Origin of the sequence: Actinomadura litoris, assembly GCF_009733595.1 — a bacterium.
GTDB lineage: Bacteria > Actinomycetota > Actinomycetes > Streptosporangiales > Streptosporangiaceae > Spirillospora > Spirillospora litoris.
Genome location: NZ_WOFH01000008.1, coordinates 399,888 through 422,548 on the forward strand (window position 1 = coordinate 399,888; position 22,661 = coordinate 422,548).

Sequence of the window (22,661 nt, forward strand, 5' to 3'; positions counted from 1 at the left end):
CCTCCCAGCCTGGGAATCAACCGTCGGACCAGCACGCTGCCGCCCCGGGCTCCCCGCCACCAGCGGCTGTTCCGCTGCCCGGAACAACCGCGTCCCGCGCACGGAGACCCGGCGCGGACCGCTCCTCACCCGTGGCGTGTTCCGCAGGCCACGACGGACATCGCGTAGGCGGTCCTTCGCAGCAGCGGGGCATGGTGCACGGGATCGAACCCCCGGGCTCGGCCCGCGAGCGACACGGCGGCGATGACCTCGCCCTTGCGGTCGCGTACCGGCGCGGCCACGCAGTACACACCGGCCGTGAGATCTCCGTAGTTGTAGGCCACCCCCTCGCGGCGGATGCCGGTCAGCACCGACTCCAGATCATGCCCGTTCGCCCGGACCGGCCCGTCGTGCGCCGGCTCCGGCGCGATCTGGCCGGGATGCGGCCGGTAGGCGAGGAGCAGCCGGCCCCCCGCGGTCAGGCGCGCCGGTGCCCGGTCGACCCCGTCGGAACGGCTGGCGACCCGATCGCGCCCGTAGACGCGGTCCACGTAGACGACCTCGTCGTCTCGCAGCACCACGAGGTTGACGGTCTGGCGACTCGCCTCGTACAGGCCGACCATGTGCGGAAGCAGTCCGCGGCGAAGTCGCCGTATCCGGCTTACCCGGTGGTCCGCCGGGGGCACGAGCCAGCTCACCCCGTCGTTCAACCGGTAGCGGGTACCGTTGCGGCGCACCAGGCCACCCTCAAGCAGGGCGCCGAGCAGGCGGTACGTGGTCGTCTTCGCGAATCCGGTGCGGCGGGCCAGTTCCGACAACGTCAGCGAGGACGGCGCCGTCGCGAGCGCGGCCAGGAGCGCCGTCGCCTTCCCCGCCATGCTCAGGGCCGTGTTCTCCCGCCGGCCTCTCGCCCCGCGCGGGTCCGGCGGCGCGGCGCCGGCGGGCCCGGCGGCCGGTAACGCGATCGGCTTTCCGGAAGCCGAGAAAGCGCACATTTCAACTCCTGTAAGGCGAATGTACCCGACGCCCGTTTTTATCACCACCATCTGGCTGAATTTTGGCGGGTGGAAATCTCTGCCGCGACCGGCGGGTCCGGCGAATTGTTCCGACGTGCGGCAGCGAGATCAAAGGCGCCGCGAGTCGCGCATTCCCTCGCTCTCGCGGAGCTTTGATCAACATTACGGCCTCGGGGGCGCGCGAGGGCGCGCCGCCGTCGACACCGCGGGCGCCCCCCCTGATCACCGCACGGTCGACGGCGGGATCGGGCGCCGCGGAATTGGTCCGGGTCGCCGCCGAGAAATCGTGTCAAAAATTGTGCTTACCGGTTTTGGGTTCGGAGGTTACCGGGGTGGCGCGATGGCCCTATTAATGACTCCGGTTTTTTACGGATCTTCGGGCTTCGGCGTCATTCATCCGATGGACGGCGGGTGCTCGCCGGGGCATTGCCGGGGCTTGTAATGGCGGAATTACCGTCCGGAGTGCTCAATTCCCCCGCAAAGGAGTGGACATGACCCGAAGCAGAAGCGCGGTCGCGGTCGCCCTCACGGGCGTGCTCGGGGCCGCCGCGATCGCGGCGTTCGCGCTGCCCGGCGGCGCGGCCTCGGCGGCGGCCGACCCGGTCCTCGTCGGCGCCGGCGACATCAGCAACTCCGGCAGCGGCGACACCGCGACGGCGGCGCTGCTCGACAACATCGGCGGGACGGTCTTCACCGCCGGCGACAACGTCTATGACAGCGGCACGACCAGCGAGTTCAACACCTACTACAACCCCACCTGGGGGCGCCACAAGGCGCGCACCCGGCCCTCCCCCGGCAACCACGACTACAACACGGCCGGCGCCACCGGCTACTACGGGTACTTCGGCGCCGCCGCGGGCGACCCGTCCAAGGGCTACTACTCCTACGACATCGGGAGCAACTGGCACGTCGTCGCCCTCAACTCCAACTGCGGGTCGATCAGCGGCGGCTGCGCGGCGGGCGGCGCGCAGGAGCGGTGGCTGCGGGCCGACCTCGCCGCCAACCCCAAGCCGTGCACCATCGCCTACTGGCACCACCCGCGGTGGACGTCCGGCGCCAACCACTCCCCCAGCACCGCCGTGGCCCCGCTGGTGCAGGCGCTCTACGACAACAACGCCGATGTCATCGTCACCGGCCACAACCACCAGTACGAGCGGTTCGCGCCGATGAACCCGAGCGGCGCCGCCGACAACGCGCGCGGCATCCGCGAGTTCGTCGCCGGGATGGGCGGGGCGAGCCACTACTCGTTCGGCACCATCCAGCCGAACAGCCAGGCCCGCAACAGCGACACCTACGGCGTCCTCAAGCTGACGCTGCACGCCGGAAGCTACGACTGGCAGTTCGTCCCGCAGTCCGGAAAGACCTACTCCGACAGCGGCACCACCAACTGCCACTGATACCAGGGGTCCCGGCGCGGCGGGGGCGCGCCGGGCCCGTCCAAGGAGCCGGCGTGTACCTTTCCACCCTCACCCGTCCGGGCAGGAGCCTCCGCGGCGCGGGCCCGGTCGCCGCCAACGTGGTCGCCCTCGGCGCCGTCAGCCTGATCACGGACGTCTCCGCCGAGATGGTCACCGCGATCCTGCCGCTCTACCTGGTGGTCGGGCTCCAGTTCAGCCCGGCGGCCTACGGGGCGATCGACGGGCTCTACACCGGCGCGACCGTCCTGCTCCGCCTCGCCGGCGGGTACGTCTCCGACCTCGTCGACCGGCGCAAGCCGGTGGCGCTGCTCGGGTACGCCGCGTCCGCCGCCGCGAAGCTCGGGCTGCTCGCCGCGGCGGGCTCGGGCGCCGGGATCGGCCTCGCCCTCACCGCGGACCGCGCGGGCAAGGGCCTGCGCACCGCGCCCCGGGACGCCCTGATCACCCTGTGCACCCCGCCCGAGCAGCTCGGCCGCGCGTTCGGCGTGCACCGGACGATGGACGCCGCCGGGGCGTTCGCCGGTCCGCTCGTCGCGCTCGCCGTCCTCGCCGCCGCGCCCGGGTCCTACGACTCGGTCATCATGACGAGCTTCTGTGTCGCGCTGCTCGGCGTCCTCGTGCTCGTGCTGTTCGTCCGGGACGCGCCGGGGCCGCGGACCCGGCGCGAGGCGCTGCGCTGGCGGGAGCTGCTGCGCGGGCCCGCCGCGCGGCGGCTGCTCCCCGCCTCGTTCCTGCTCGGGCTGGCCACGATCGGGGACGGCTTCACCTACCTGCTGGTCGCCGAGCGCGCGGACCTCGCGCTCGGCTGGTTCCCGCTGCTCGCCGTCGCCACCAGCGGCGTCTACCTGTTGCTCGCCACGCCCGCCGGGATGCTCGCCGACCGGGCCGGGCGGCTGCCCGTCGTGCTCGGCGGCTACCTGGCGCTCACCGCGACCTACCTGCTGCTCGCGCTCGCGTCCGGCGGCGGGCTCCGGCTCGTCGGCGCCACCGTCGTCCTGCACGGGGTGTTCTACGCCGCGACCGACGGCGGGCTGATGGCGCTCGCCGGGCCGCTGCTCCCGGCGGGCCTCCGGACGACCGGCATCGCGCTCGTGCAGAGCGGGCAGGCGCTGGCCTACCTGGTGTCGTCGGTGCTGTTCGGGGCGGCGTGGCAGGTGTGGGGCACGCGTCCGGCGCTGCTGGGCGCCGCCGCCGTCAGCGCCATCGCCCTCGCCGGGACCGCCGCCGTCCTCCGTCCGTCAGAAAGGGCCGTCCATTGAACACGCGCTCCCGCGCCGCCGCCCTGGCGGTTTCGGCCGTGCTTCTCGCCGCCGTGGCGGTCACCTACACGGTGTCGCACGACGCGGAGTCCGCGCCCGCCTCGGGCCGGACGTCCGCCGACGGCCGGCGGCTCCAGTTCCTCGCCAACGGCCGGCTCTCCTACACGTCCCCGCCGGGGTCGCGGCGGGTGACCTCGGTGGTCTGCGACCGGGCCTACGCCGCCGCCGGCACCGTCGCGTGCCTGCGGCCGGTCGGGGCGCTGAGCGCGGGCGCGCTGGTCGTCATGGACGCCGGGCTGCGCGAGCGGCGGCGCGTCCCGCTCACCGGGTTCCCCAACCGGCTGCGGGTGTCGGCGTCCGGCCGGATGGTCGCCTGGACGCTGTTCATCGACGGCCACAGCTACGCGACCACGGGGTTCTCCACCCGGGCGGGCATCCTCGACACCCGGACCGGGCGCCTCGTCACGACCCTGGAGGACTTCACGATCATCAAGGACGGCGCCCCGTACCGGAACCGGGACGTGAACTTCTGGGGCGTCACGTTCGCCGCCGACGACAACCGGTTCTACGCGACGCTGTCCACGGGCGGCGGGCGCCACCTCGTCCAGGGCGACTTCGCGGCCCGGACGGTCCGGACGCTCGCGCCCGGCGTCGAGTGCCCGTCCCTGTCACCCGACGGCACCCGCCTGGCCTTCAAGTCCGCCGTCGCCGGGAACCCGAAGCGCGGCTGGCGCCTGTCGACGCTCGACCTCGCCACGCTGCGCAGGACGCCGCTCGCCGAGACCCGCGGCGTCGACGACCAGCCCGTCTGGCTGGACGGCCGCACCGTCGGCTACACGCTCCAGCTCAGCGACGGGAAGAACCAGACGTGGGCCGTCCCGGCGTCCGGGGGCGGAAGGCCGCGGCTCCTGCTCGACAACGCGAGTTCGGTGTCGCCGCCCCCCTGAGTGTTTTCGGCCACCGAGTCGGACGATCCCATCTACAGCCGGGGCCTCGTGCAGCGGATCTCGACCCGGCTCGCCGCCATGCGCGAGAGTGCCGGTCAGCGGAGACGGCGCAGGTAGGGGTCCCATGCCCGATGGGGGGCGAGGCGGAGGCGGGCGTCGACGGCCACGGCCCCGTCGGGGCGGACGATCGTGGGGTTGAGGTCGAGTTCGATGATCTCGGGGTGGTCGGCCGCGAGCCGCGACAGACGGAGCAGGGCGTCGCGCAGTGCCGGGACGTCCCCGGCCGGGCGGGCGGCGTGGCCCCTGAGCAGGGTGGACACGCGGGGTTCGCGGATCAGCTCGTCGGCCTCGCCCGCCGTCAGCGGGGCCAGCCGGGCCGTACGGTCGGCCAGCGCGTCGGTGTCCACGCCGCCCGCCCCGAAGATCACGACGGCGCCGAAGACCTCGTCCTGGACGGCGCCGCACAGCAGCTCGACGCCCTCGTCCGCCATCGCCTGGACGAGCACGCCCTCCAGATCGGCGCCGAAGCGCCCGGCCAGGCCCTCGAAGGCGGCGCGGACGGCCCGCTCCCCGTCCAGGTCAAGGCGCAGCGCGCCCGCCGCCGACTTGTGCAGGACCCCGGGGACGTGCGCTTTCAGCGCCACCGGGGCGGCCAGCTCGCGGGCGGCGGCGACGGCCTGGTCGGCGGTCTCCGCCCAGCGCCAGGGGGCCAGCGGCAGCCCGTAGGCGTCCAGCAGCCGGAAGGCGGCGGCGGGCGGCAGCCAGCCTCCGGCGGGGTTGTCGACCAGGAAGCCAGCGATGATCGCCGCCGCCTCGTCCGGGCGGAGTCCGGGCAGGGCCGGGGGCTGTTCACGGGGGAGGTCGCGGCGCCGGGCGTAGGCGCGGGCGTGGGCGAGCGCGCGGACGGCGCTCTCGGGATAGGCGTAGCAGGGCACGCCCGTCTCGGTGATCACGACGTTCTCGGCCTGGCCCAGCACGACCGCCGCGGTCGGCTTGGCGGTGCCGCCGAGCGCTTCCCGCAGGTCGGCGAGCGCCGTCGGGGCCACCAGGGCCAGGACGGCGTCGACCGACGCGTCCGCGGCGATCACGTCGAGCGCCTCGCGGAACGCGTCCGCGGAGACGGCGGCGGTGGTGTCGACGGGGTTGGCGGTCGCCGCGCAGGCCGGGAGCATCCGCGCGAGACGCGCCCGCGTCTCCTCGCCCAGGGGCGGGACGGTGAGCCCCGCGTCGGCGCACGCGTCGGCGGCCAGCACCCCGGCCCCGCCCGCGTTGGAGACCACCGCCACCCTCGGGCCGCCCGGCGCCGGCTGGGTCGCCAGCAGCGCCGCCGCGTCCACCAGCTCGCCGAGGTCGTCGGTCGCGACGACGCCGGCCTGCTCGAACAGCGCCCTGCGGGTGGTCTCCGGGGTGGCGGCGGCGGCGGTATGGGACGCGGCGGCCCGCGCGCCCGGCGCGGACCGCCCGGCCAGGACGGTCAGCAGCGGCATCCGGGCGGCGACCCGGCGGGCCGTCCTGGCGAACTTGCGGGGGTTGCCGAACGACTCCACGTGCAGGATCCCGAGCCGCGTCGTCTCCTCCGACTCCCACCACATGAGCATGTCGTTGGCGCTGACGTCGTACTTGTCCCCGACGGAGGCGAAGGAGGAGACGCCCACGCCCAGCCGGGACAGCTCCTCCAGCAGCGCGATCCCGACGCCGCCCGACTGGACCGCCACGCCCGCGCGGCCGGGCGCGGGGTGTCGGGCGCCGAACGTCGCGTCCAGCGAGACGCCGGTGTTGGCGACGCCCAGGCAGTTCGGGCCGACCAGCCGCATCCCGTGCTCGCGGCAGACGGCCACGAGCTCCCGCCCGTCCGCCGCGGTCAGCCCCGAGCTGATCACCACGATCGCGGCGGCCCCGGACCGCCCGCAATCGGCGGCCACGCCCACCACGGCGTCCGCGGGCACCGCGACGACCACGAGGTCGGGCCGCTCCGGCAGGTCGGCGAGCGTCGCCACGCAAGGGACCCCGTGCAGGTCGGCCCCGGCGGCGTGCGGGTTCACCGCGAAGACAGCGCCCTTGAAGCCGCCGGAGACGATGTTGCGGACGACCTCGGCGCCCACCGTCCCGCGCCGCCGGGACGCCCCGATGACCGCGACCACCCGCGGCCGCAGCAGCGGTTCCAGGCTCGCCACGTCCGCGCGCCGCTCCCGCTCGGCCACCGCGTCGAGGTATCCGTCGTCGGAGACCAGCGGCAGCGTCACCTCCACGAGGTTCTCGGCGAAGCGGCGCCGCGCGGGCATCCCGGCGTCGGCGAAGACCCGCAGCATCGCGGTGTTCGCGGCGAGCGCGTCGGCGCGGAAGGCCGCGACCCCGCGCGTCCGGGCCAGCGACCCGAGGTGCTCCAGCAGCAGCGTCCCGACACCGCGCTGCTGCACGCGGTCGGCGACCACCAGCGCGACCTCCGCCTCGCCCGGCACGCCGGTCGGCTCGTACTCGGCCACCCCGACCAGCTCGCCGCGCAGCCATGCCCCGAGCGCCGCGTGGTCGGTGCCGCTCGTCCGGCAGATCCGGTCGGCCACCTGTGCGCCCATGCCCCGGTTGAGACCGAAGAAGCGCAGGTAGAGGCTCTCCTCGCTCAGCTCGCGGTGCAGGTCGCAGACCGCGTCGAAGTCGGACGCCCGCAACCGCCTGATCTCCACCTGGACGCCGTCGGTCAACAGCGCGAACACCGGCGCGCTGGGAGGGTTTCGTGTCATGTCCCCAGCGTCGGACGGGACGGGCCGCCGGATCAGGTCCCCAAGGTCATCGCTCCCCGGGACCTTCGTCCCTCCCCCGGCCGGCCCGTGGCGCCGGACGGCGGCTCCACCGGCACCGCCCTGCCCATGGCCGGGCCCCGGCGCGGAGGCGTGGACTCCTCGCCGGGGCCGTGGGAGACACCGCGGGCTAGCCGCCGACGCCGCTCTCCGAGGCGTGGACGACCACCACCGTGCAGGGGGCGTGGTGGACCAGGGCGTGGCTGACGGAGCCGAGCAGCAGCCCGCGGAAGCCTCCGAGACCCCGCGAACCGACGACGAGCAGGCCGGCGCCGTCCGCCGCGTCCATGAGGACCTCCCGGGGCGTCCCGGCGACGACCTCGGCCGTCGCCTTCACCGAAGGGTGGACCTCGCGCAGCGGGATCACCATGCGCTCCAGCCGCGACTCGGCCGCGCTCCGCATGCCGGCCTCGTCCACCAGTGGCGGCAGGTCCCCTCCGGGCAGGCGGTCCCAGACGATCACCGCTCTCAGATCGAGCCCGCGGGAGTCGGCTTCGGCGAAGGCCACGGCCAGCGCCGCACGGGACGCCGGTGAGCCGTCCACCCCCACCACGACCGGGCCCGGCTCCGGGCCCGTGTCGGCGCCGCCTCGGACGATCACCACGGGACAGGTCGCGTGCGCGGCGACCTGGGCGCCGACCGAGCCGAGCACCAAGCCCACGAAGCCGCCGACGCCCCGCCGGCCGAGCACGATCAGGTCGGCGGTCCTTCCCGCCGCGACCAGTTCCGCCGCCGCTCGCCCGCGGGCGAGCACCGCGCGGACCTTCAGGTCGGGCGCCGCGCCCCTCAGATGCTCGACGCCCGCCTCCAGGGTCCGCCCCGCCATAGCGCGCAGATCGGCGGTGGGCACGGCGATCGGGGCGCCGACATAGACGTCCCACGTGTGCAGGACGGTCAGCGGCGCCCCGCGCGTCCGGGCCTCGTCCGCGGCCCAGTCCAGCGCCCGGACCGCGCCCTCGGAGCCGTCGTAACCGACGACCACGCCCGTGATCGGCTGTTCGTTCATGCTCTCCCCCACCGTCGAATCCATCGGCGTTCTCTCTGATCAGGCTCACCTCCGGGCGTTTCGCGGGGGAAGGGGCGTCCGTCCGGACCGGGCGGGACCTTCGGCCTTTCGGCGTCACCGCGCCGAGGCCCAGACCTCCGGCGCCCCGGAGGGGCCGAAGGTCCCTGGGCCCGCCTCCGGCACGGACCGATGCTGAGAGCGCTGACCCTTCGCAGAGGAGACCGAGGATGCCTGGCACAGACTCATACGAACTTGACATCCATCTCACGGCCACCAGGGACGTGCCGCAGGAGGACATGCGGCACGCGCGCGAGGTCGTCGTCCGGGCACTGGCGTACGTGCCGCGTCCGATCCTCTTCGCGAAGGCCACGCTCAGCGTTCTGCCGGACCCCGCGGTGCCCCGCCCCCACCTGGTCCATTTCCAGGCGGATCTCAACGGCATGCCGGTCAACGCCCACGCCGCGGCGGCGACGATGCCCGAGGCCATCGCGCTCGCCGGAGTCCGGCTGCGCACCAGGGCGGAGAACATCACCCGCCGCCCCGAGCACCACAAGGCGCACCGGCACCCCCAGGGGGACCGGAACGGGCACCGCCTCTGACGTGTCGCCGACCGGCGGCGCGCCGACACGAGGGAGCATCGCAATGACGAGGCAGATCACCCCTGGATTCTCCGTCCTGTCCCTGGAGAACCGCATCGCGGTCCTGGAGCGGCAGGTCGCCCTGCTGACCGAGGCGGCCACGCTGATGGCCGCGGCTCTGGAGGGCACCCCCCTGGACCCGCCGAGCGACGGCGGCGCGGAGCCGGCGCCGTTGCGGCGAGCGCGCGAACTCCTGCTCCTGCCGCCGCTGAGGTCCGGCGCTCACCGTTGACGACGACCATCCAAGGAGAGGCATATGTCCGAGCGACGCACGGCGATCCTCGTCGGAACCGATGGTTCCGCGCGATCCGAGCGCGCCATCGCCTGGGCGGCCGACGAGGCCGCGCGGTCCGGTCGGGAACTGCGCATCCTGCACGTCCTGAAGACCCGCCACCGCCTGTTCGCGGAGAGCGCGACCTACGACGGGCCATCGCGGGAATCCCAGAAGATCCTGGAGGACGGACGCGACGCGGCCTCCCGCCGACAGCCCGGCATCAAGGTCGAAACCATGATCGTCCACGACCGGAGCGTGGCGGACGGGCTGCGGCAGTACGCCGACGAGGCCGCGATGGCGGTGATCGGCGATCGCGGCCTGGGCGGGTTCGCCGATCTGCTCCTCGGCTCCACCGGCCTGCATCTCGCCGGGCGCTTCCCCGGCCCGGTGGTCGTCGTCCGCGGCCCGGCGGAGCCGACCGCGGGCGAGGTCGCGGCGGGGCTCGACCTGCTGGAGGACCCCGCGCCCGTGCTCGACCACGCCTTCGCCGCGGCGGCGGCCCGGGGGGCGCGGCTGCGCGTCCTGCACGCCTGGCGCCCGGCGGTCCTCGCCATCGAGGCGGGGGTGGACCTGCGCGCCGCGACCGACACCTTCCGCGGCCATCTCGCCGCGGCCGTGGCCCCCTGGCGCGAACGCCTACCCGGCGTCGAGGTCGTCGAGGACGTCGTCATCGGGCATCCGGTGGAGATGCTGGCATCGGCCTCCGGGAACGCCGAGCTGCTGGTGGTGGGGTCCCGTGGCCGAGCGCTCCCGCTCGGTTCCGTGAGCCACGGCGTGATCCACCACGCCCGCTGCCCCGTCGCGGTCGTCCGCCCTCACGGCTGACGCCCGCTCCGCGACGTCCCGGGGCGTGTGACACCATCGAGACATCATGACCAGCGAGCTGGAACCGCTCGATCCCGGAACATGCCTGGCGCTGCTCCAGGACGTGCCGGTCGGACGGATCGCCTGGGCCGGGCAGGACGGGACCGTCACCGTCCTGCCGGTCAACTTCGCCATGGACGGGGACGCGCTGGTCTTCATGACCGCGCCGGGCGCCAAGCTCGACGCCGTCCGGGGCGGCCGGCCCCTCACGTTCGAGGCCGACGACCTCGAACCCGCGCTGCGCACGGCGTGGAGCGTGCTGCTGACCGGCCCGGCGGAGGTCGTCACCGATCCGGCCGAGACCGAGCGGCTCGGCGCCCTGCCGCTCGCCCCGTGGGCCCGCCCGGCCGGGGCGCGGTTCGTCAGGCTCACCCCCCACAAGATCACCGGGCGGCGCATCCCGCTCCATCCAGGCGGGGTGACCAGCGAGCGGGTCGACCCCCCGGACGACCCCGGCTGACCGGCCGCTCCACCGGCGGCAGGGCTCACACGCTCACCGACGGGTCAGGCGGCTTCGACCTCGACCTCGGCCCCGGCCTCGATGCCGACGTCCATGCGCGGCGCGTCGAGGATCGAGTCGTGGACCGTGCAGGCCATGACCGCGTCCAGCAGCGTGCCGCGCTCCCCGTTCTCGCGGTGCACGACCGCCATCTCGCCCACCGGGCTCCCTTCCCCGTGTTCGATGACTCGTCTTCGGTCTCGATTTCCGGGGTATTCGCAGGTAGAGCCGAAGGTATCCGGGGGCGGGCAGGGCCGTCCGCGCTTGCCCGCCCCTTTTCGGGCCGAAGGTCCCTGCCGGGCGGGACTCCGGGCACTGACCCGCGGGCGGCCTGCGGCGAGAGGGTGGGAGCGGTTCAGGGAACCCCCGGAAGGAGAGCCATGAAGCGCCTCACGGTCGAGGACGTCATGACCAGGGACGTCGTGACGGTGACCGAGGAAACCCCGTTCGTGGAGATCGCTGAGGCCATGACCCGGCACCGCATCAGCGCGGTCCCGGTCCTGGACGCCGAAGGCCGCCTCGTGGGCGTCGTCACCGAGTCCGACCTTCTCCGCAAGGAGGAGTCCAGAGACGACACCGGGCGGCGGCGCCTCGGGTTGTGGCGCCGCACCCGCGCCGACGCCAAGGCGGGAGCCGTCGACGCCCGGGGGCTGATGACCTCTCCGGCCGTGACCGTCACGCCCGGGACCGGTGTCGCGGAGGTCGCCCGGCTGCTGAACTCCCGCGGTTTCAGGGCCGTTCCGGTCGTCGGCCCCGACGGGCGCCTGGCCGGGATCGTGGCCCGCCGCGACCTGCTGTCGGTCTTCCAGCGCTCCGACGCCGACATCCACGACGAGATCGTCCGGGAGGTCCTGGTCTGCCGGCTGTGGCAGGACCCCGCCGTCCTGCGCGTCCGCGTCCAGGGCGGGGTCGTCCACCTCACCGGCCGCGTCGATCTGAAGAGCCTCGTCCCGGTCGTCGTGCGGATGACCGCCGCGACCGAGGGCGTCGTGGACGTCGTCCAGGACCTGGACTACGACCACGACGACACCCACCCGACCGCCTACCCGAGGGCCTGAGCGGCCATGAACGAGAGCGTGCACGGCAGCACGGATGGCGGCGCCGCCGTCACCGAGACCCACATCGGCGTGGTCTTCTTCGTCGGCGACCGCGCCTACAAGCTCAAGAAGCCGGTGGACCTCGGGTTCGTGGACTTCGGCACCCCCGAGCTGCGCGCGCGGGCCTGCCGGGAGGAGGTCCGCCTGAACAGGCGCTTCGCCCCGGACGTGTACCTCGGCGTCGCTGAGGTGAGCGCGCCCGGCGGCGGCGTTTGTGACCACCTGGTCGTCATGCGCCGGATGCCCGCCGCCCGGCGCCTGTCCACCCTGGTCGAGGCCGGGGCGCCGGTGCGGGACGCGCTGCGCGACGTCGCGCGCGCCCTGGCGGCCTGGCACGCGCGGGCGCCGCGCGGCCCCGACATCTCGGCCCAGGAGACCCGCGACGCCGTGAGGGAGCGCTGGCGCGCGGGCTTCGACCAGGTCAGGCCCTTCCACGGCGAGGTGATCGACGCCGGGACGGCGGCCGAGATCGAGGATCTCGCCACGACGTTCCTCGCCGGACGCGAGGCCCTGTTCGACGCGCGCATCGCCGACGGACGCGTGGTGGACGGCCACGGAGACCTGCTGGCCGGTGACATCTTCTGCCTGGACGACGGCCCGCGCATCCTGGACTGCCTGGAGTTCGACGAGCGGCTGCGCTGGCTGGACGGCCTGGACGACGCCTCGTTCCTCGCGATGGACCTGGAACGCCTCGGCGCCGCCGACCTCGCGACGGCCTTCATCGGCTGGTACACCGACTTCGCCGCCGACCCCGCCCCGCCCTCGCTCCGCCACCACTACATCGCCTACCGCGCCTTCGTCCGCGCCAAGGTCGCCTGCCTCAGGCACGGCCAGGGCTCCCCGGACGCCGCCGCCGAGGCGCGGTCCTACGCGGACGTCGCGCTGCGGCACCTGCGCGCCGCGCAGGTGGGGCTCGTCCTCGTGGGCGGGCTGCCCGGGACGGGGAAGAGCACGCTCGCCGGAGCGCTGGCCGACCGGCTCGGCTGCTCGGTGGTCGGCAGCGACCGCGTCCGCAAGGAACTCGCCGGGCTGGAGCCGCTGCGGCCGGCCCCGGCGGACTACGGCGCCGGGATCTACGACCCGGAATGGAGCAGGCGCACCTACGGCGAGCTGGCGGCGCGCGCGGAGCGGCTGCTCGGGCTCGGCGAGACGGTGGTGCTGGACGCGTCCTGGACCTCGACGGAGAACCGGGACCTCCTCGCCGCCGTGGCCGGACGGACGCACGCGAACCTGACGCCGCTGCGCTGCGAGGCCCCCGAGGACGTCTGCGCCGAGCGCATGCGGAGCCGCCCCCGGGGCGCGTCCGACGCCGACGCCGGGATCGCCGCGGGCATGCGCGCGCACGCCGCGCCCTGGCCGGAGGCGATCACCGTCGACACCGGCGGAGCGCTGTCGGACGCCCTCTCCCAGGCTCTCGCCGCCGTCCGGCCGCACGGGGCGCCGGCCGACCCGGAGTGCTGAGGGGCCGGGCGTTCACGGGGCCTCGGCGCGCAGGGCCGCGACCTCGGCGGTGAGGTCGATGCCGACCGGGCACCAGACGACGCACCGGCCGCAGCCCACGCAGCCCGACGAGCCGAACTGGTCGTGCCAGGTGCCGAGTTTGTGGGTCAGCCACTGCCGGTAGCGGCTCTTGGCGGAGGCGCGCACGTTGCCGCCGTGCAGGTGGGAGAAGTCGAGGTCGAAGCAGGAGTCCCAGAGCTGCCAGCGCTCGGCGTGGTCGCCGGTGAGGTCGGTGGTGTCGGTGACCTTGGTGCAGAAGCAGGTGGGGCAGACCATGGTGCAGTTGCCGCAGCTGAGGCAGCGTTCGGCGACGTCGTCCCAGCGCGGGGAGTCCAGGTTCTCCGCCATGAGGTCGCGCAGCCCGAGCGCGGGCATCTCGCGGCCCATCCGATCCGCCGCCGCCCGCACCTCCGCGCGGGCACGCTCGACGTCGGCCCCGGCGGCGGCGCCGGAGGGCACGTCGGCCATGACGGCCGCGCCGGCCTCGGTGCCGATGTCGACGACGTAGCGCGGGCCGTCGTCGTCGACGAGCTCGGTGAACGCGAGGTCGTATCCGGGGCCGGCCTCCGGTCCCGTCCCCATGGAGACGCAGAAGCAGGTCTCACCGGGTTCCGTGCAGTTGACGGCGATGATGAAGGCGCCCTGGCGCCGTGCCCGGTAGTCGGGGTCGACGTCGCGGCCGCCCATCAGGACGCGGTCCTGGACGGCGATGGCCCGCAGATCGCACGGCCGCACGCCCAGGAAGGCGTATCGGGGCGGATCAGGCGCCTGGTCGCGGACCTCGAACCCCTCGCCGGTCCGGTCGGCGTCCCACAGCTTGACCCGGGGCCGATGCAGGAAAGGCTTCCAGGACTGGGGGCCCGCCGTGTGGGCGAACGCGGCGCCGTCGCCGCGCCGGTGCACCGGTAGCCGCCGGGCCGCAGCGTGACGCCCCACCCGTAGGGAAGATCGTCGGCTGAGGACAGCTCGTCCAGGACGATCGCGCCGTCGCGGACCGTCGGGCCGACGACCGTGTAGCCCGCGCGGCGGAGCGCGTCGTACAAGGGGGCGAGGGTTCTCAGCTCCCTGTTCTCAGGCGTCATCTTTCCTCCCTGGTGCATCGGTTCCATCGGATGTCGCGGGCACGGGTCGTCCAGGCTCATGGGGGCCGCAGAGCGAAGCGGGTCGCGGAGCGAGCCGGGCGGTGAGGCGCCGGGTGAGGGAGTCGACGGCGGCGGCGACCCGCGGGGTCAGCCCCCGGCCGAAGCCGAACTCGCTCCCCTCGATGGCCAGCACCTCCAGGACGCGGGGCATCCGGCCGACGGCGGCGCCGAGCGCGACGGCGTCGCCGAGCCCCAGGGAATGGCCGGTGACCGGCGGGGCGGCGAGCGCCGCCGTGTCCAGGCCGAGTTCGTGGACGCGGCCGGGCGAGGGCGGATCACAGCGCACGGCGTCCACGACGATCGCCAGGTCGGCGCCGGCCCACAACTCGATCAACCGGGCGGGTTCGCCGTCGGTCACCGCGAGCGTGACGCCCACCCGGCCGCGCAGCGCTTCGACGGCCGCCGGTCCGGCGCCGTCGTCCCGGCGGAACTCGTTGCCCACGCCGATGACGATGGTCATGTCCGGTCCACGGTGAGGTCGAGGAAGTGGGTGGAGCAGGAGATGCACGGGTCGTAGTTGCGGATCGCCTGTTCGCAGCGGCCGGTGAGGCTCGCGTCGTCCAGGTGCAGCCGGGGCGCGACGAAGCGCCGCAGGTCGTCCTCGATCGCGGTCTGGTTCTGCGAGGTCGGCGGGACGATCCGGGCGGCGGTGATCAGCCCGTCGGCGTCCAGGTCGTAGCGGTGGTACAGGACTCCCCGCGGCGCCTCGGTGACACCGTGGCCGGTGCCCGCACGCGGCGGCACCGGGACGGCGGGACGGGGCGGCGGCTCGTAGGCGTCGATGATCCGCAGAGCCTCGTCGATGGCGTACACGACCTCGACGGCGCGGACGAGCACGCTGCGGAACGGGTTGCGGCATTCGGCGCCGAGCCCGGCCGCCGCCGCGGCCTCCAGGGCGAGCGGGGAGAGCTTGTCGCGGTTGAGGGCGTAGCGGGCGAGGGGGCCCGTGAGGTAGACGCCGCCGTCGGTGAAGCGGGCGTGCAGCGCCGTGGAGTGCGGGACCTGCTCCTCGACGATGTGCTCCTCGAACGCGGCGGCGGGGAAGGCCCGTCCGGCGCTGGTGCGGAGCGTCCCGCCGTCGAGGGGGTACCGGTCGGCGGACAGCGCCAGGTACTCGTGCTCGTGGACGAAGTCGGGGAACTCGAACATCGCAGCCCACCGCACCGTGGCGAGCGCGTCGTCCAGGGCCGGCCGCAGCGTCTCGGCGAGCGCGGCCATCTCTCCGCGCGAGGGGGCCCGGTAGAAGCCCCCGACGCGGACGTTCACCGGATGGATGGCACGGCCGCCGATGACCTCCATCAGCGTGTTGCCCGCCTTCTTCAGCCGCAGGCCCCGTTCGACCACGGCCCGGTGGTCGCGCGCCATCTCGACCGCGCCGGGGTAGCCGAGGAAGTCGGGGGCGTGCAGCAGGTAGATGTGCAGGGCGTGGCTCTCGATCCACTCGCCGCAGTAGAGAAGGCGCCGGAGCTCGGTGAGGGCGGCGTCCACGGCCACTCCGCACGCGTCCTCGATGGCCAGGCAGGAGCTCATCTGGTAGGCGACGGGGCATATCCCGCAGATCCGCGCGGTGATGTCCGGCGGCTCGGTGTGCGCCCGGCCGCGCAGGAACGCCTCGAAGAAGCGGGGCGGCTCGTAGATGTTCAGCCGCACCTCCTCCACGTCCGTGCCGCGCACGCGGACGTACATCGCGCCCTCGCCCTCGACCCGCGCGAGCGCGGAGACGTTCAGCGTGCGGTCATTGCGGTGGGTCATCGCCGCTCTCCTCCGGCCCGCCTCCGGGTTCCTCACGGAAGGCGGAGACGTTGAATGTGGACAGGACGCGTTCGGTCTCGTCCTCGGTCATGTCGAGCCAGGGCAGCAGAGCGCGGGTGTTGGGCCGGGCGCCGCTCCAGTTCGGAGTGGGGCCGAAGCAGCCGTAGCAACCACGTCCATAGGCGGGGCAGATGGCACCGCAGCCCGCATGGGTGACGGGGCCGAGGCAGGGTGTGCCGTGGGCGACCATCACGCAGACGTTGCCGCGGTTCTTGCACTCGAAGCAGACGCTGTGGGCGGGGACGTCGGGCTTCCGCCCGGTCAGGTGGGCCGACAGGACCTCAAGGAGCTGGCGGCGGTCGATCGGGCAGCCGTGCAGCTCGAAGTCCACCGGGACGTGCGCCGCGATGGGCGTGGAGTCGGCGAGCGTCTCGATGTACTCGGGGCTGGCGTAGACGACGGAGGCGAACTCGCGGACGTCGGCGAAGTTGCGCAGGGCCTGGACGCCGCCGGCGTTCGCGCACGCCCCTATCGTGATCAGCTTCCGGGAGATCGCCCGGACGTGCCGTATCCGCTCCAGATCCTCGGGCGTGGTGACCGACCCCTCCACCAGCGAGACGTCGTACGGCCCCTCTCCCACGGCGGCCGTCGCTTCCAGGAAGTGGGCGATCTCGATCCGCCCGGTGAGGGCGAGCAGCTCGTCCTCGCAGTCCAGCAGGGTGAGCTGGCAACCGTCGCAGGAGGCGAACTTCCACACCGCGAGGGTGGGTCTCATGGTCACAACTCCTTGACGGCCATGAGGGGCACCGCGCTCTCATAGGGCACGACGGGGCCGTCGCGGCAGATCAGCAGCGGGCCGAGCTGGCAGTGCCCGCACCAGCCGATGCCGCACCGCATGCTGCGCTCCAGCGACACCCGGATCCGGCCGGGGTGCGTCCCGAGCCCCGCCAGGGCCTGCGCGGTGAGCCTCATCATGATCTCGGGGCCGCAGACGTAGGCGGCGGCCCGCGACGGATCGACGTCGGCGGAACCGGCCAGCGCGGTGATCAGGCCCACGTGGCCCGTCCACCCCGGCGCGGGCCGGTCCACGGTGACCTCCACCTGCGCGCCGCGTGCCCGCCAGGTCTCCAGCTCGTCCTCGAACAGCAGGTCGCCCGGAGTGCGGGCGCCGATCAGGACGGCGACGCGGCCGTAGTCGTCCCGCCGGGCCAGCGCCCTCAGGATCGCGGGGCGCAGCGGCGCGAGCCCGATGCCCCCGGCGGCCAGCACGAGGTCGCGGCCGCGCGCCTCGTCCACGCCCCAGCCGGTGCCGAACGGCCCGCGCAGGCCGATCACCTGCCCGGCCTCCGCCCGGCACAGGGCGCCGGTGACGGCGCCCACCGCCCGGATCGTCTGCTCCAGGACCGGACGGGTGCGGCTGACCGAGATCGGCACCTCACCGATCCCGAACGCGTACATCATGGTGAACTGTCCCGGTTCAGGCTCGGGTATCGCCGCCCCCACCGGGGCGAGGGTGAGCGTGACCGTCTCGGCGGTCTCGGCCCGTTTCGCGACCACCCGGTACGGGACGGGCGCCATGGGCGTCACCTGGGCTCCCCGGGGTGCGCGTACAGGTCGAGCACCCGGATCCGGGTCGCCTCCAGCCGGTCCAGCATCACGGTCCCGAACCGCAGCGCCATGTCGTAGCCGAGTTCTGGATCCGTGGCGCCCAACGTCCGCACGAGAGGCCCGTCGAACCGCGTCGCCTCGACGGGCCGGACGGCGACGGCGCCGAAGCGCCACCGGTGCGGAGGGAACAGCCACGACCAGCCCAGAACGGCGGAGGCCTCCAACGTCTCCACCACCACCGGGCCCCGCCCCGGCACATGCAGGTCCAGGGCGACCGTGCCGGAGCGGATCACCCAGAACGACTCGGCCGTGCCGTTCTCCTCGAAGACGCGGCGCCCGGCCGGGAACTCCACCACGCGGCCGGCGGTCGCCAGCCGGGCGAGGTGCGGGCCCGGCATGCCGTGGAAGAACCGCTCCCGTCTCAGGTCGTCGGCCGAGACCCGGTCCATCGCGGACGTCACCTCGGCGGGGCCGGCGCGGCGTGCCGTTCGATCACGGCGTCGGCCGCCGGGTAGAAGGTGCTCTCATGGCCGTCGTCCCACTGGACGACATACGGCGGAGCCCCGTCCCGGCCGTGCACGTCGATGATGAGCGCCTTGCGGTCCGGCTCCCCCACCTGGTGCCCGCGGACGACCACCCAGTCTCCCTTTCTCGCCTGCATCACTCCTCCTTCACCTCGTACCGATCTCAGCCTGATCCGTGCCGGCCGCCGCGCGGCAGGGACGAAGGTCCCTCATTCGGCTCGGATTCGGTCCCGCTCCAGAGGTCCGATCGCGCGCCGGGGGCGCCCTCGCCGCCGGGAGGGGCCGGTAGGCCAAAGTCCCGTCCGCAGGGGCGTATCGGCCCTTAGATCCCCGCGTCGGCGGGGTCAGCCTGAGAGGGACGACTGGAGGATCCGATGAAACAGACGTTGTCTCCCTGAAGCGGCTGGCACGTGTCGCCGCGGCGCAGGCCGACGTGCCGTTGGGGAGGATCGCGACCCCGCTGCCGCCCGACCGCGTCGTCGGGCCCGACGATCCGGCCTCCGGGCTCCTGGCGCACGGTCCCGTGGCGGGCGACCTCATCGCGGTCGTGGCCGCCGACCACCATGTGGTCGGCACGGTCACCACCGGCGACGTCGAGCGTCTGCTCCAGCGCGACCGCCTGCGCAAGGTCCCGGCGCACACCACCTGACGCGCGGGGCGGGGTGCCCCTGGTCCCCCGGGCTCGGGCCCTTCGGCCGCTGAGAGGCCGGAGGCGCCCGGCCTATAGATCCCCGTCGGAGCGCGCGAAGACCAGGGAGCTCAGCGGCGCCCCGCGTGGCGAGATAGCCGTTGCGCAACGTGCAAGCGCTTCCCGGAGCCCTTCGGTGGCGGGATCGTCACCGTCATAAGCCAGAATCCACCGGCCCAAGGGCCCTTCCTCACCAGGGTCGTCCGTTCGGCCTCCGACGGGGCCGGGCTCTCACCCTCCGGCGCCGCGACCGGCGGTGGTCCGACTGGGGACCTTTGGCACCTCCGGAGCGGGTATCCGATGCGGAGACTGGTATCGAGAGCGATTCCTGCTCGACGTTCGTGGGGAGGCGGACGATGGGAAGGCTGCCGAGGAATCAGCGACCGAACGTGCTGTTCGGCTATGACGGCACCCAGGAGAACGACGCTGCCCTGCGCTGGGCGGTCGCCGAGGCCCGGACGCGAGAGCTCGCGCTGGTGATCTGCCATTGCTGGCACTGGCCGTACCCGCCGGGACACGTGGACGACAACGCCGAGGCGGTCATCAGGCGGGCGGGCGAGAGGCTCCTGGAACGCGGTGCGCGCCGGGCGCGTGATCTCGGCGCGGACACGGTGCGCAGGCGGTTGAGGAGCGAACCGGTGCGCGAGGCGCTGGTGCGCGAGTCCGAGGACGCCGAGCTGATCGTGGTCGGCACCCACGAATGCCACCGGCTGGCCGCCGGGTCAACCGCGATGCGCCTGCCGGCGCAGGCGCGCCGTCCGGTGATCGCCGTCCGGCACGCGGCGCCCTCGCGCGGCCTCGTGGTGGCGGGGGTCGACGGCTCCGCGGGCGGGGAGGCGGCGCTGGGCCTGGCCGTCGATGAGGCCGTCCTGCGCGGCTGGCCTCTGCGCGTGGTGTACGGAGCCTGGGAACCGGGCGCGGTACCCGAATCCGAGCTGCCGCTGTTCACCGACAAGGCGCGGCTGGCGCGGACGCGCGCCGCCATGCTGGAGCGGGTCACCGCGCCGTGGCGTGAGCGCTGCCCCGACCTCGACATGCAGGTCTCGCTGGTCCTGGAACGGCCCCGCGAAGCCCTGCTGGACGCGGCGCGCGACGCGGACCTGCTGGTGGTGGGCGACCGCGGCACCGGCCAGATCGACCCGCTCCTGCTGGGCGCGACCAGCTCGGCGATGCTCCACCACGCTCCCTGCACCGTCGCCATCGTCCCGCAGGCGGGGCCGCCCAGCGGATCGTCCGTATAGGGTTCTTCGCCCGGCAAGGACGTTCAGGCGGCCCACGGCGGACGTTGGCGGGTCGCCGCCGGGACCTTCGTCCCTAGGGTCGGGGCACGCGGACGCCGGAGGCTGGAGGGAACGTCAGCCGCACGAAGGGATCCGTCATGAGCACCCACGCCGTCTCGCCGGATGCGGCCTCCCAGGTCGGCGCCGCACTCCGGATCGACACCGCACCGGCGCGGAGAACGGCGCATCCCCGCGGCGCCGCGTCGCGGGCGCGGGTCGCGGTCGCCGGGGAACTGGACATCGCGACGAGCGGGCTGTTCCGCGTCGGACTGGCCGGCCTGATCCGTTCGCAGGGCCCGGACATCGTGATCGACGCCTCGGCGCTGACGTTCTGCGACGCGCGGGGCGTCGCGGCGATCGTGGCCGCCGGCGACCTGGCCGAGCGCCAGGGCGGCTCGGTGACCCTCACCAGGGTCCGCCCGCAGGTCGCGAAGGTGCTGCGCATCACCGGCGTCCACCGGCGGTTCGTCCGTCCGGGCGCGGCCTGGCCGCGGCGCGGCTGAACGACCGCTCTCCGATCATGGAGCGCTGTTCCGCTCAGCCCAGACCTCGCTGGACGACGGCCACCGTGCAGGGGGCCTGCTGGAGGATGGCGTCGCTCGTCGCGCCCAACGCCAGTGGTTCGACCACGCCCGTCCCGCGAGCGCCGACGACCACCAGGGCCGCCTCGTCGGCCGCCTCGAACAGGGCCTCGCGCGGTGACCTCAGCACCAGCGACGTCGTGGCGGCGACCTGGGGGTACTTCACGAGCCAGGGGGCGACGGCCCTCTCCAGGACGGTCCCGCACACGCGCCGGAGCGCGGCCTCGTCCCCGAAGATCGAGAGGTCACCGCCCGGTGCGGCGCCCGGCTCCCAGCAGCCGTACACCGCCCGTATCCGCCAGCCGCGCAGCGCCGCCTGCTCGAACCCGAACCCCAGCGCGGCGTCGCCGCCCGAGGATCCGTCGACGCCCACGACGACCAGCCCCTCCTCGGGCGCCGCCGACCGGACGACCACGACCGGACGGTGCGAGCGCGCGGGAAGCCGCAGCGCCGTCGATCCCACGGGCAGCCCGTCCGGCTCGTGGGAACCGACCACGATCAGGTCGGCCTCGTGCTCCATGTGGAGCAACGCCGAGGCGGCGCCGCCGTCCGTCAACCGCTTGCGGACCTCCAGTTCGGGGGCCAGGTTCCTGGCCAGGGCCACACCGTGGTCGAGCAGCCGCTCGCCCGTCCGCTTGACGATCGCCATGCCCTCGCGGTCGATGTAGTCACGCGGGTACGGCCAGCGCCAGGCGTGGCAGACGGTCAGCGGCAGCCGCCGCAGCCGCGCCTCCCCGACCGCCCACCCCAGGGCGCGTTCGCTCTCGTCCGTGCCGTCGTATCCGACCAGTACGTCGCTCATACGTCCTCCTGATTCCATCGACCGCGTCCAACGCACCGCGTGCGGGAACGGCGGGTCCGGCAGACCTGGGTCTTCGTCAGTCCCGATGGGGCGCGATGGCCACCGGGCATGCGGCGTGGTGCAGCAGCGCCTGGCCCACCGAGCCCAGCAGCAGCCCGCGGAAACCGCCCGCTCCCCGGGACCCGACCACCAGGAGCGCGGCCTCCTCCGCTGCGTGGAGCAGCACCTCGCGGGCGGATCCCCGCACCACCTCGGTCCGCACCGCGATCTTCGGGTTCTGCTCGCGGAGCGGCGCGACGAAACGCGCGAGCCGTTCCTCGGCCAGCTCGCGCAGGCCCTCGGCGTCGACCAGGGGCAGCCCCTCGGCGTCGGCGGAGCCGGGCCACGCCAGTCGCACGACCAGCTCCGTCCGGCGGAGGTCGGCCTCGGTGAACGCCAGGGCCAGCGCCTCCAGCGAGGAGGCCGACCCGTCGACGCCCGCGACCACCGGGCCGGCGGCGCCGCCCCGGCGCGCCCCGGACCGCACGACCACCAAGGGGCAGGGGGTGTGCGCGGCCAGGCCGGCGGCCGTTGAGCCCAGCAGCAGGCCGGCGAAGCCGCCGTGGCCGTGCGAGCCCACCACCAGCAGTTCCGCGTTCGCCGCCGCCTCCAGCAGGATCGGGGCGGAAGCGCCGTTCCCGAGCAGCGCCCGTACGTCGCCGGTGTCCTGCCGGGCGTGCTCCACGCCCTCCGCCAGGACGCGTTCGGCGGCCACCCGCAGATCGGTGATCGGAATCGCCATCGGCCCCGCGCTCGCGTAGGTGCCCCAGGCGTGGCACACCGTCAGCGGGACGCCCCGCAACCGGGCCTCCTCGGCGGCCCACCGCACCGCCCTCCCGCTCTGCGCGGAGCCGTCGTAACCGACGACCACCCCGTCGCTCCGCCGTTCGCTCATCATGTCTCCTCGGTGCCGTCGAGCGTGGACGCGATGCCGGGGGCGCCCGTCCGAGCGC

At 74.2% G+C, this 22,661-nt stretch carries 25 protein-coding genes; 12 read left to right on the top strand and 13 right to left on the bottom strand.

Annotated elements, in window-relative coordinates; genetic code table 11:
• Positions 1 to 125: 125 nt before the first annotated feature.
• A complete protein-coding gene (locus GNZ18_RS23970; protein ID WP_173390874.1) occupies positions 126 to 857 on the bottom strand; it encodes an IclR family transcriptional regulator in 732 nt (243 codons plus the stop codon).
• Positions 858 to 1,486: 629 nt separating this feature from the next.
• Between GNZ18_RS23970 and GNZ18_RS23975 the strand changes: the two genes are divergently transcribed.
• Genes GNZ18_RS23975 through GNZ18_RS23985 form a run of 3 tightly spaced genes read left to right on the top strand, consistent with a single transcriptional unit; the run spans position 1,487 to position 4,619 of the window.
• Positions 1,487 to 2,392: a metallophosphoesterase family protein gene (locus tag GNZ18_RS23975; protein WP_156218761.1), complete on the top strand. Its 906-nt coding sequence runs from the start codon at positions 1,487 to 1,489 to the stop codon at positions 2,390 to 2,392.
• Positions 2,393 to 2,445: 53 nt separating this feature from the next.
• Complete coding sequence (locus GNZ18_RS23980; RefSeq protein WP_214619971.1) at positions 2,446 to 3,672, top strand: MFS transporter; 1,227 nt, start codon at positions 2,446 to 2,448, stop codon at positions 3,670 to 3,672.
• A complete protein-coding gene (locus tag GNZ18_RS23985; protein ID WP_156218762.1) occupies positions 3,669 to 4,619 on the top strand; it encodes a beta-propeller domain-containing protein in 951 nt (316 codons plus the stop codon). Before GNZ18_RS23980 ends, GNZ18_RS23985 begins: the two co-directional genes overlap by 4 nt.
• 95 nt (positions 4,620 to 4,714) lie before the next feature.
• Here GNZ18_RS23985 and GNZ18_RS23990 read toward each other — a convergent pair whose 3' ends face one another.
• Together GNZ18_RS23990 and GNZ18_RS23995 are read right to left on the bottom strand one after the other, a co-directional pair.
• The gene (locus GNZ18_RS23990) at positions 4,715 to 7,357 is read right to left on the bottom strand and encodes a bifunctional acetate--CoA ligase family protein/GNAT family N-acetyltransferase (protein ID WP_156218763.1); all 2,643 of its coding nucleotides are present in this window, start codon (positions 7,355 to 7,357) and stop codon (positions 4,715 to 4,717) included.
• Positions 7,358 to 7,544: 187 nt separating this feature from the next.
• Positions 7,545 to 8,420 carry a universal stress protein gene (locus tag GNZ18_RS23995; protein ID WP_173390875.1) on the bottom strand — a complete coding sequence of 292 codons (876 nt, stop codon included), beginning with the start codon at positions 8,418 to 8,420 and terminating at the stop codon, positions 7,545 to 7,547.
• Positions 8,421 to 8,647: 227 nt separating this feature from the next.
• Here GNZ18_RS23995 and GNZ18_RS24000 point away from each other — a divergent pair, with 227 nt between their 5' ends.
• From GNZ18_RS24000 to GNZ18_RS24015, 4 genes are read left to right on the top strand one after another with little or no spacing between them, the layout of a single operon-like run.
• Complete coding sequence (locus GNZ18_RS24000; protein WP_156218765.1) at positions 8,648 to 9,019, top strand: hypothetical protein; 372 nt, start codon at positions 8,648 to 8,650, stop codon at positions 9,017 to 9,019.
• A gap of 43 nt (positions 9,020 to 9,062) precedes the next feature.
• Complete coding sequence (locus tag GNZ18_RS24005) at positions 9,063 to 9,290, top strand: hypothetical protein (RefSeq protein WP_156218766.1); 228 nt, start codon at positions 9,063 to 9,065, stop codon at positions 9,288 to 9,290.
• 24 nt (positions 9,291 to 9,314) lie between these two features.
• The gene (locus tag GNZ18_RS24010) at positions 9,315 to 10,157 is read left to right on the top strand and encodes a universal stress protein (protein WP_156218767.1); all 843 of its coding nucleotides are present in this window, start codon (positions 9,315 to 9,317) and stop codon (positions 10,155 to 10,157) included.
• 46 nt (positions 10,158 to 10,203) lie between these two features.
• Complete coding sequence (locus GNZ18_RS24015; RefSeq protein WP_156218768.1) at positions 10,204 to 10,656, top strand: pyridoxamine 5'-phosphate oxidase family protein; 453 nt, start codon at positions 10,204 to 10,206, stop codon at positions 10,654 to 10,656.
• 44 nt (positions 10,657 to 10,700) lie between these two features.
• Here GNZ18_RS24015 and GNZ18_RS24020 read toward each other — a convergent pair whose 3' ends face one another.
• Complete coding sequence (locus tag GNZ18_RS24020) at positions 10,701 to 10,856, bottom strand: hypothetical protein (RefSeq protein WP_156218769.1); 156 nt, start codon at positions 10,854 to 10,856, stop codon at positions 10,701 to 10,703.
• A gap of 219 nt (positions 10,857 to 11,075) precedes the next feature.
• On the opposite strand from GNZ18_RS24020, the gene GNZ18_RS24025 reads away from it, so the two are divergent.
• Both GNZ18_RS24025 and GNZ18_RS24030 read left to right on the top strand, forming a co-directional pair.
• Complete coding sequence (locus GNZ18_RS24025) at positions 11,076 to 11,753, top strand: CBS domain-containing protein (RefSeq protein WP_156218770.1); 678 nt, start codon at positions 11,076 to 11,078, stop codon at positions 11,751 to 11,753.
• A 6-nt stretch (positions 11,754 to 11,759) separates the two neighbouring features.
• A complete protein-coding gene (locus GNZ18_RS24030) occupies positions 11,760 to 13,253 on the top strand; it encodes a bifunctional aminoglycoside phosphotransferase/ATP-binding protein (protein ID WP_156218771.1) in 1,494 nt (497 codons plus the stop codon).
• 12 nt (positions 13,254 to 13,265) lie between these two features.
• Here the strand turns inward: GNZ18_RS24030 and GNZ18_RS43745 are convergent, their stop codons facing one another.
• The 7 genes from GNZ18_RS43745 to GNZ18_RS24065 form a co-directional block, all read right to left on the bottom strand.
• A complete protein-coding gene (locus GNZ18_RS43745) occupies positions 13,266 to 14,228 on the bottom strand; it encodes a 4Fe-4S dicluster domain-containing protein (protein ID WP_312874693.1) in 963 nt (320 codons plus the stop codon).
• Between the two features lie 135 nt (positions 14,229 to 14,363).
• Positions 14,364 to 14,894 (bottom strand): hydrogenase maturation protease, encoded by a 531-nt coding sequence (locus GNZ18_RS24040; RefSeq protein WP_156218772.1) that lies wholly within the window; start codon positions 14,892 to 14,894, stop codon positions 14,364 to 14,366.
• Positions 14,891 to 16,186 (bottom strand): Ni/Fe hydrogenase subunit alpha, encoded by a 1,296-nt coding sequence (locus tag GNZ18_RS24045; protein WP_156218773.1) that lies wholly within the window; start codon positions 16,184 to 16,186, stop codon positions 14,891 to 14,893. The genes GNZ18_RS24040 and GNZ18_RS24045 overlap by 4 nt, the downstream gene beginning before the upstream one ends.
• Positions 16,170 to 16,961: an NADH-quinone oxidoreductase subunit B family protein gene (locus tag GNZ18_RS24050; RefSeq protein ID WP_156218774.1), complete on the bottom strand. Its 792-nt coding sequence runs from the start codon at positions 16,959 to 16,961 to the stop codon at positions 16,170 to 16,172. Before GNZ18_RS24050 ends, GNZ18_RS24045 begins: the two co-directional genes overlap by 17 nt.
• A 2-nt stretch (positions 16,962 to 16,963) precedes the next feature.
• On the bottom strand, positions 16,964 to 17,764 hold the full coding sequence (locus GNZ18_RS24055; protein WP_156218775.1) for an FAD/NAD(P)-binding protein: 801 nt from the start codon (positions 17,762 to 17,764) through the stop codon (positions 16,964 to 16,966).
• Positions 17,765 to 17,769: 5 nt separating this feature from the next.
• Positions 17,770 to 18,243: a cyclic nucleotide-binding domain-containing protein gene (locus GNZ18_RS24060; protein ID WP_214619983.1), complete on the bottom strand. Its 474-nt coding sequence runs from the start codon at positions 18,241 to 18,243 to the stop codon at positions 17,770 to 17,772.
• Positions 18,244 to 18,251: 8 nt separating this feature from the next.
• On the bottom strand, positions 18,252 to 18,455 hold the full coding sequence (locus GNZ18_RS24065; RefSeq protein ID WP_156218776.1) for a DUF1918 domain-containing protein: 204 nt from the start codon (positions 18,453 to 18,455) through the stop codon (positions 18,252 to 18,254).
• A gap of 296 nt (positions 18,456 to 18,751) precedes the next feature.
• Between GNZ18_RS24065 and GNZ18_RS24070 the strand changes: the two genes are divergently transcribed.
• The 3 genes from GNZ18_RS24070 (at position 18,752) to GNZ18_RS24080 (ending at position 20,789) form a co-directional block, all read left to right on the top strand.
• Positions 18,752 to 18,967: a hypothetical protein gene (locus GNZ18_RS24070; RefSeq protein ID WP_156218777.1), complete on the top strand. Its 216-nt coding sequence runs from the start codon at positions 18,752 to 18,754 to the stop codon at positions 18,965 to 18,967.
• Positions 18,968 to 19,362: 395 nt separating this feature from the next.
• Entirely contained in the window at positions 19,363 to 20,247 is an 885-nt protein-coding gene (locus GNZ18_RS24075; protein ID WP_156218778.1) for a universal stress protein, read from the top strand.
• Between the two features lie 137 nt (positions 20,248 to 20,384).
• Positions 20,385 to 20,789 carry an STAS domain-containing protein gene (locus GNZ18_RS24080; protein ID WP_156218779.1) on the top strand — a complete coding sequence of 135 codons (405 nt, stop codon included), beginning with the start codon at positions 20,385 to 20,387 and terminating at the stop codon, positions 20,787 to 20,789.
• 34 nt (positions 20,790 to 20,823) lie between these two features.
• Here the strand turns inward: GNZ18_RS24080 and GNZ18_RS24085 are convergent, their stop codons facing one another.
• Together GNZ18_RS24085 and GNZ18_RS24090 are read right to left on the bottom strand one after the other, a co-directional pair.
• The gene (locus GNZ18_RS24085) at positions 20,824 to 21,669 is read right to left on the bottom strand and encodes a universal stress protein (protein WP_246250226.1); all 846 of its coding nucleotides are present in this window, start codon (positions 21,667 to 21,669) and stop codon (positions 20,824 to 20,826) included.
• A gap of 76 nt (positions 21,670 to 21,745) precedes the next feature.
• Positions 21,746 to 22,603: a universal stress protein gene (locus GNZ18_RS24090; protein WP_156218781.1), complete on the bottom strand. Its 858-nt coding sequence runs from the start codon at positions 22,601 to 22,603 to the stop codon at positions 21,746 to 21,748.
• Positions 22,604 to 22,661 lie beyond the last annotated feature (58 nt).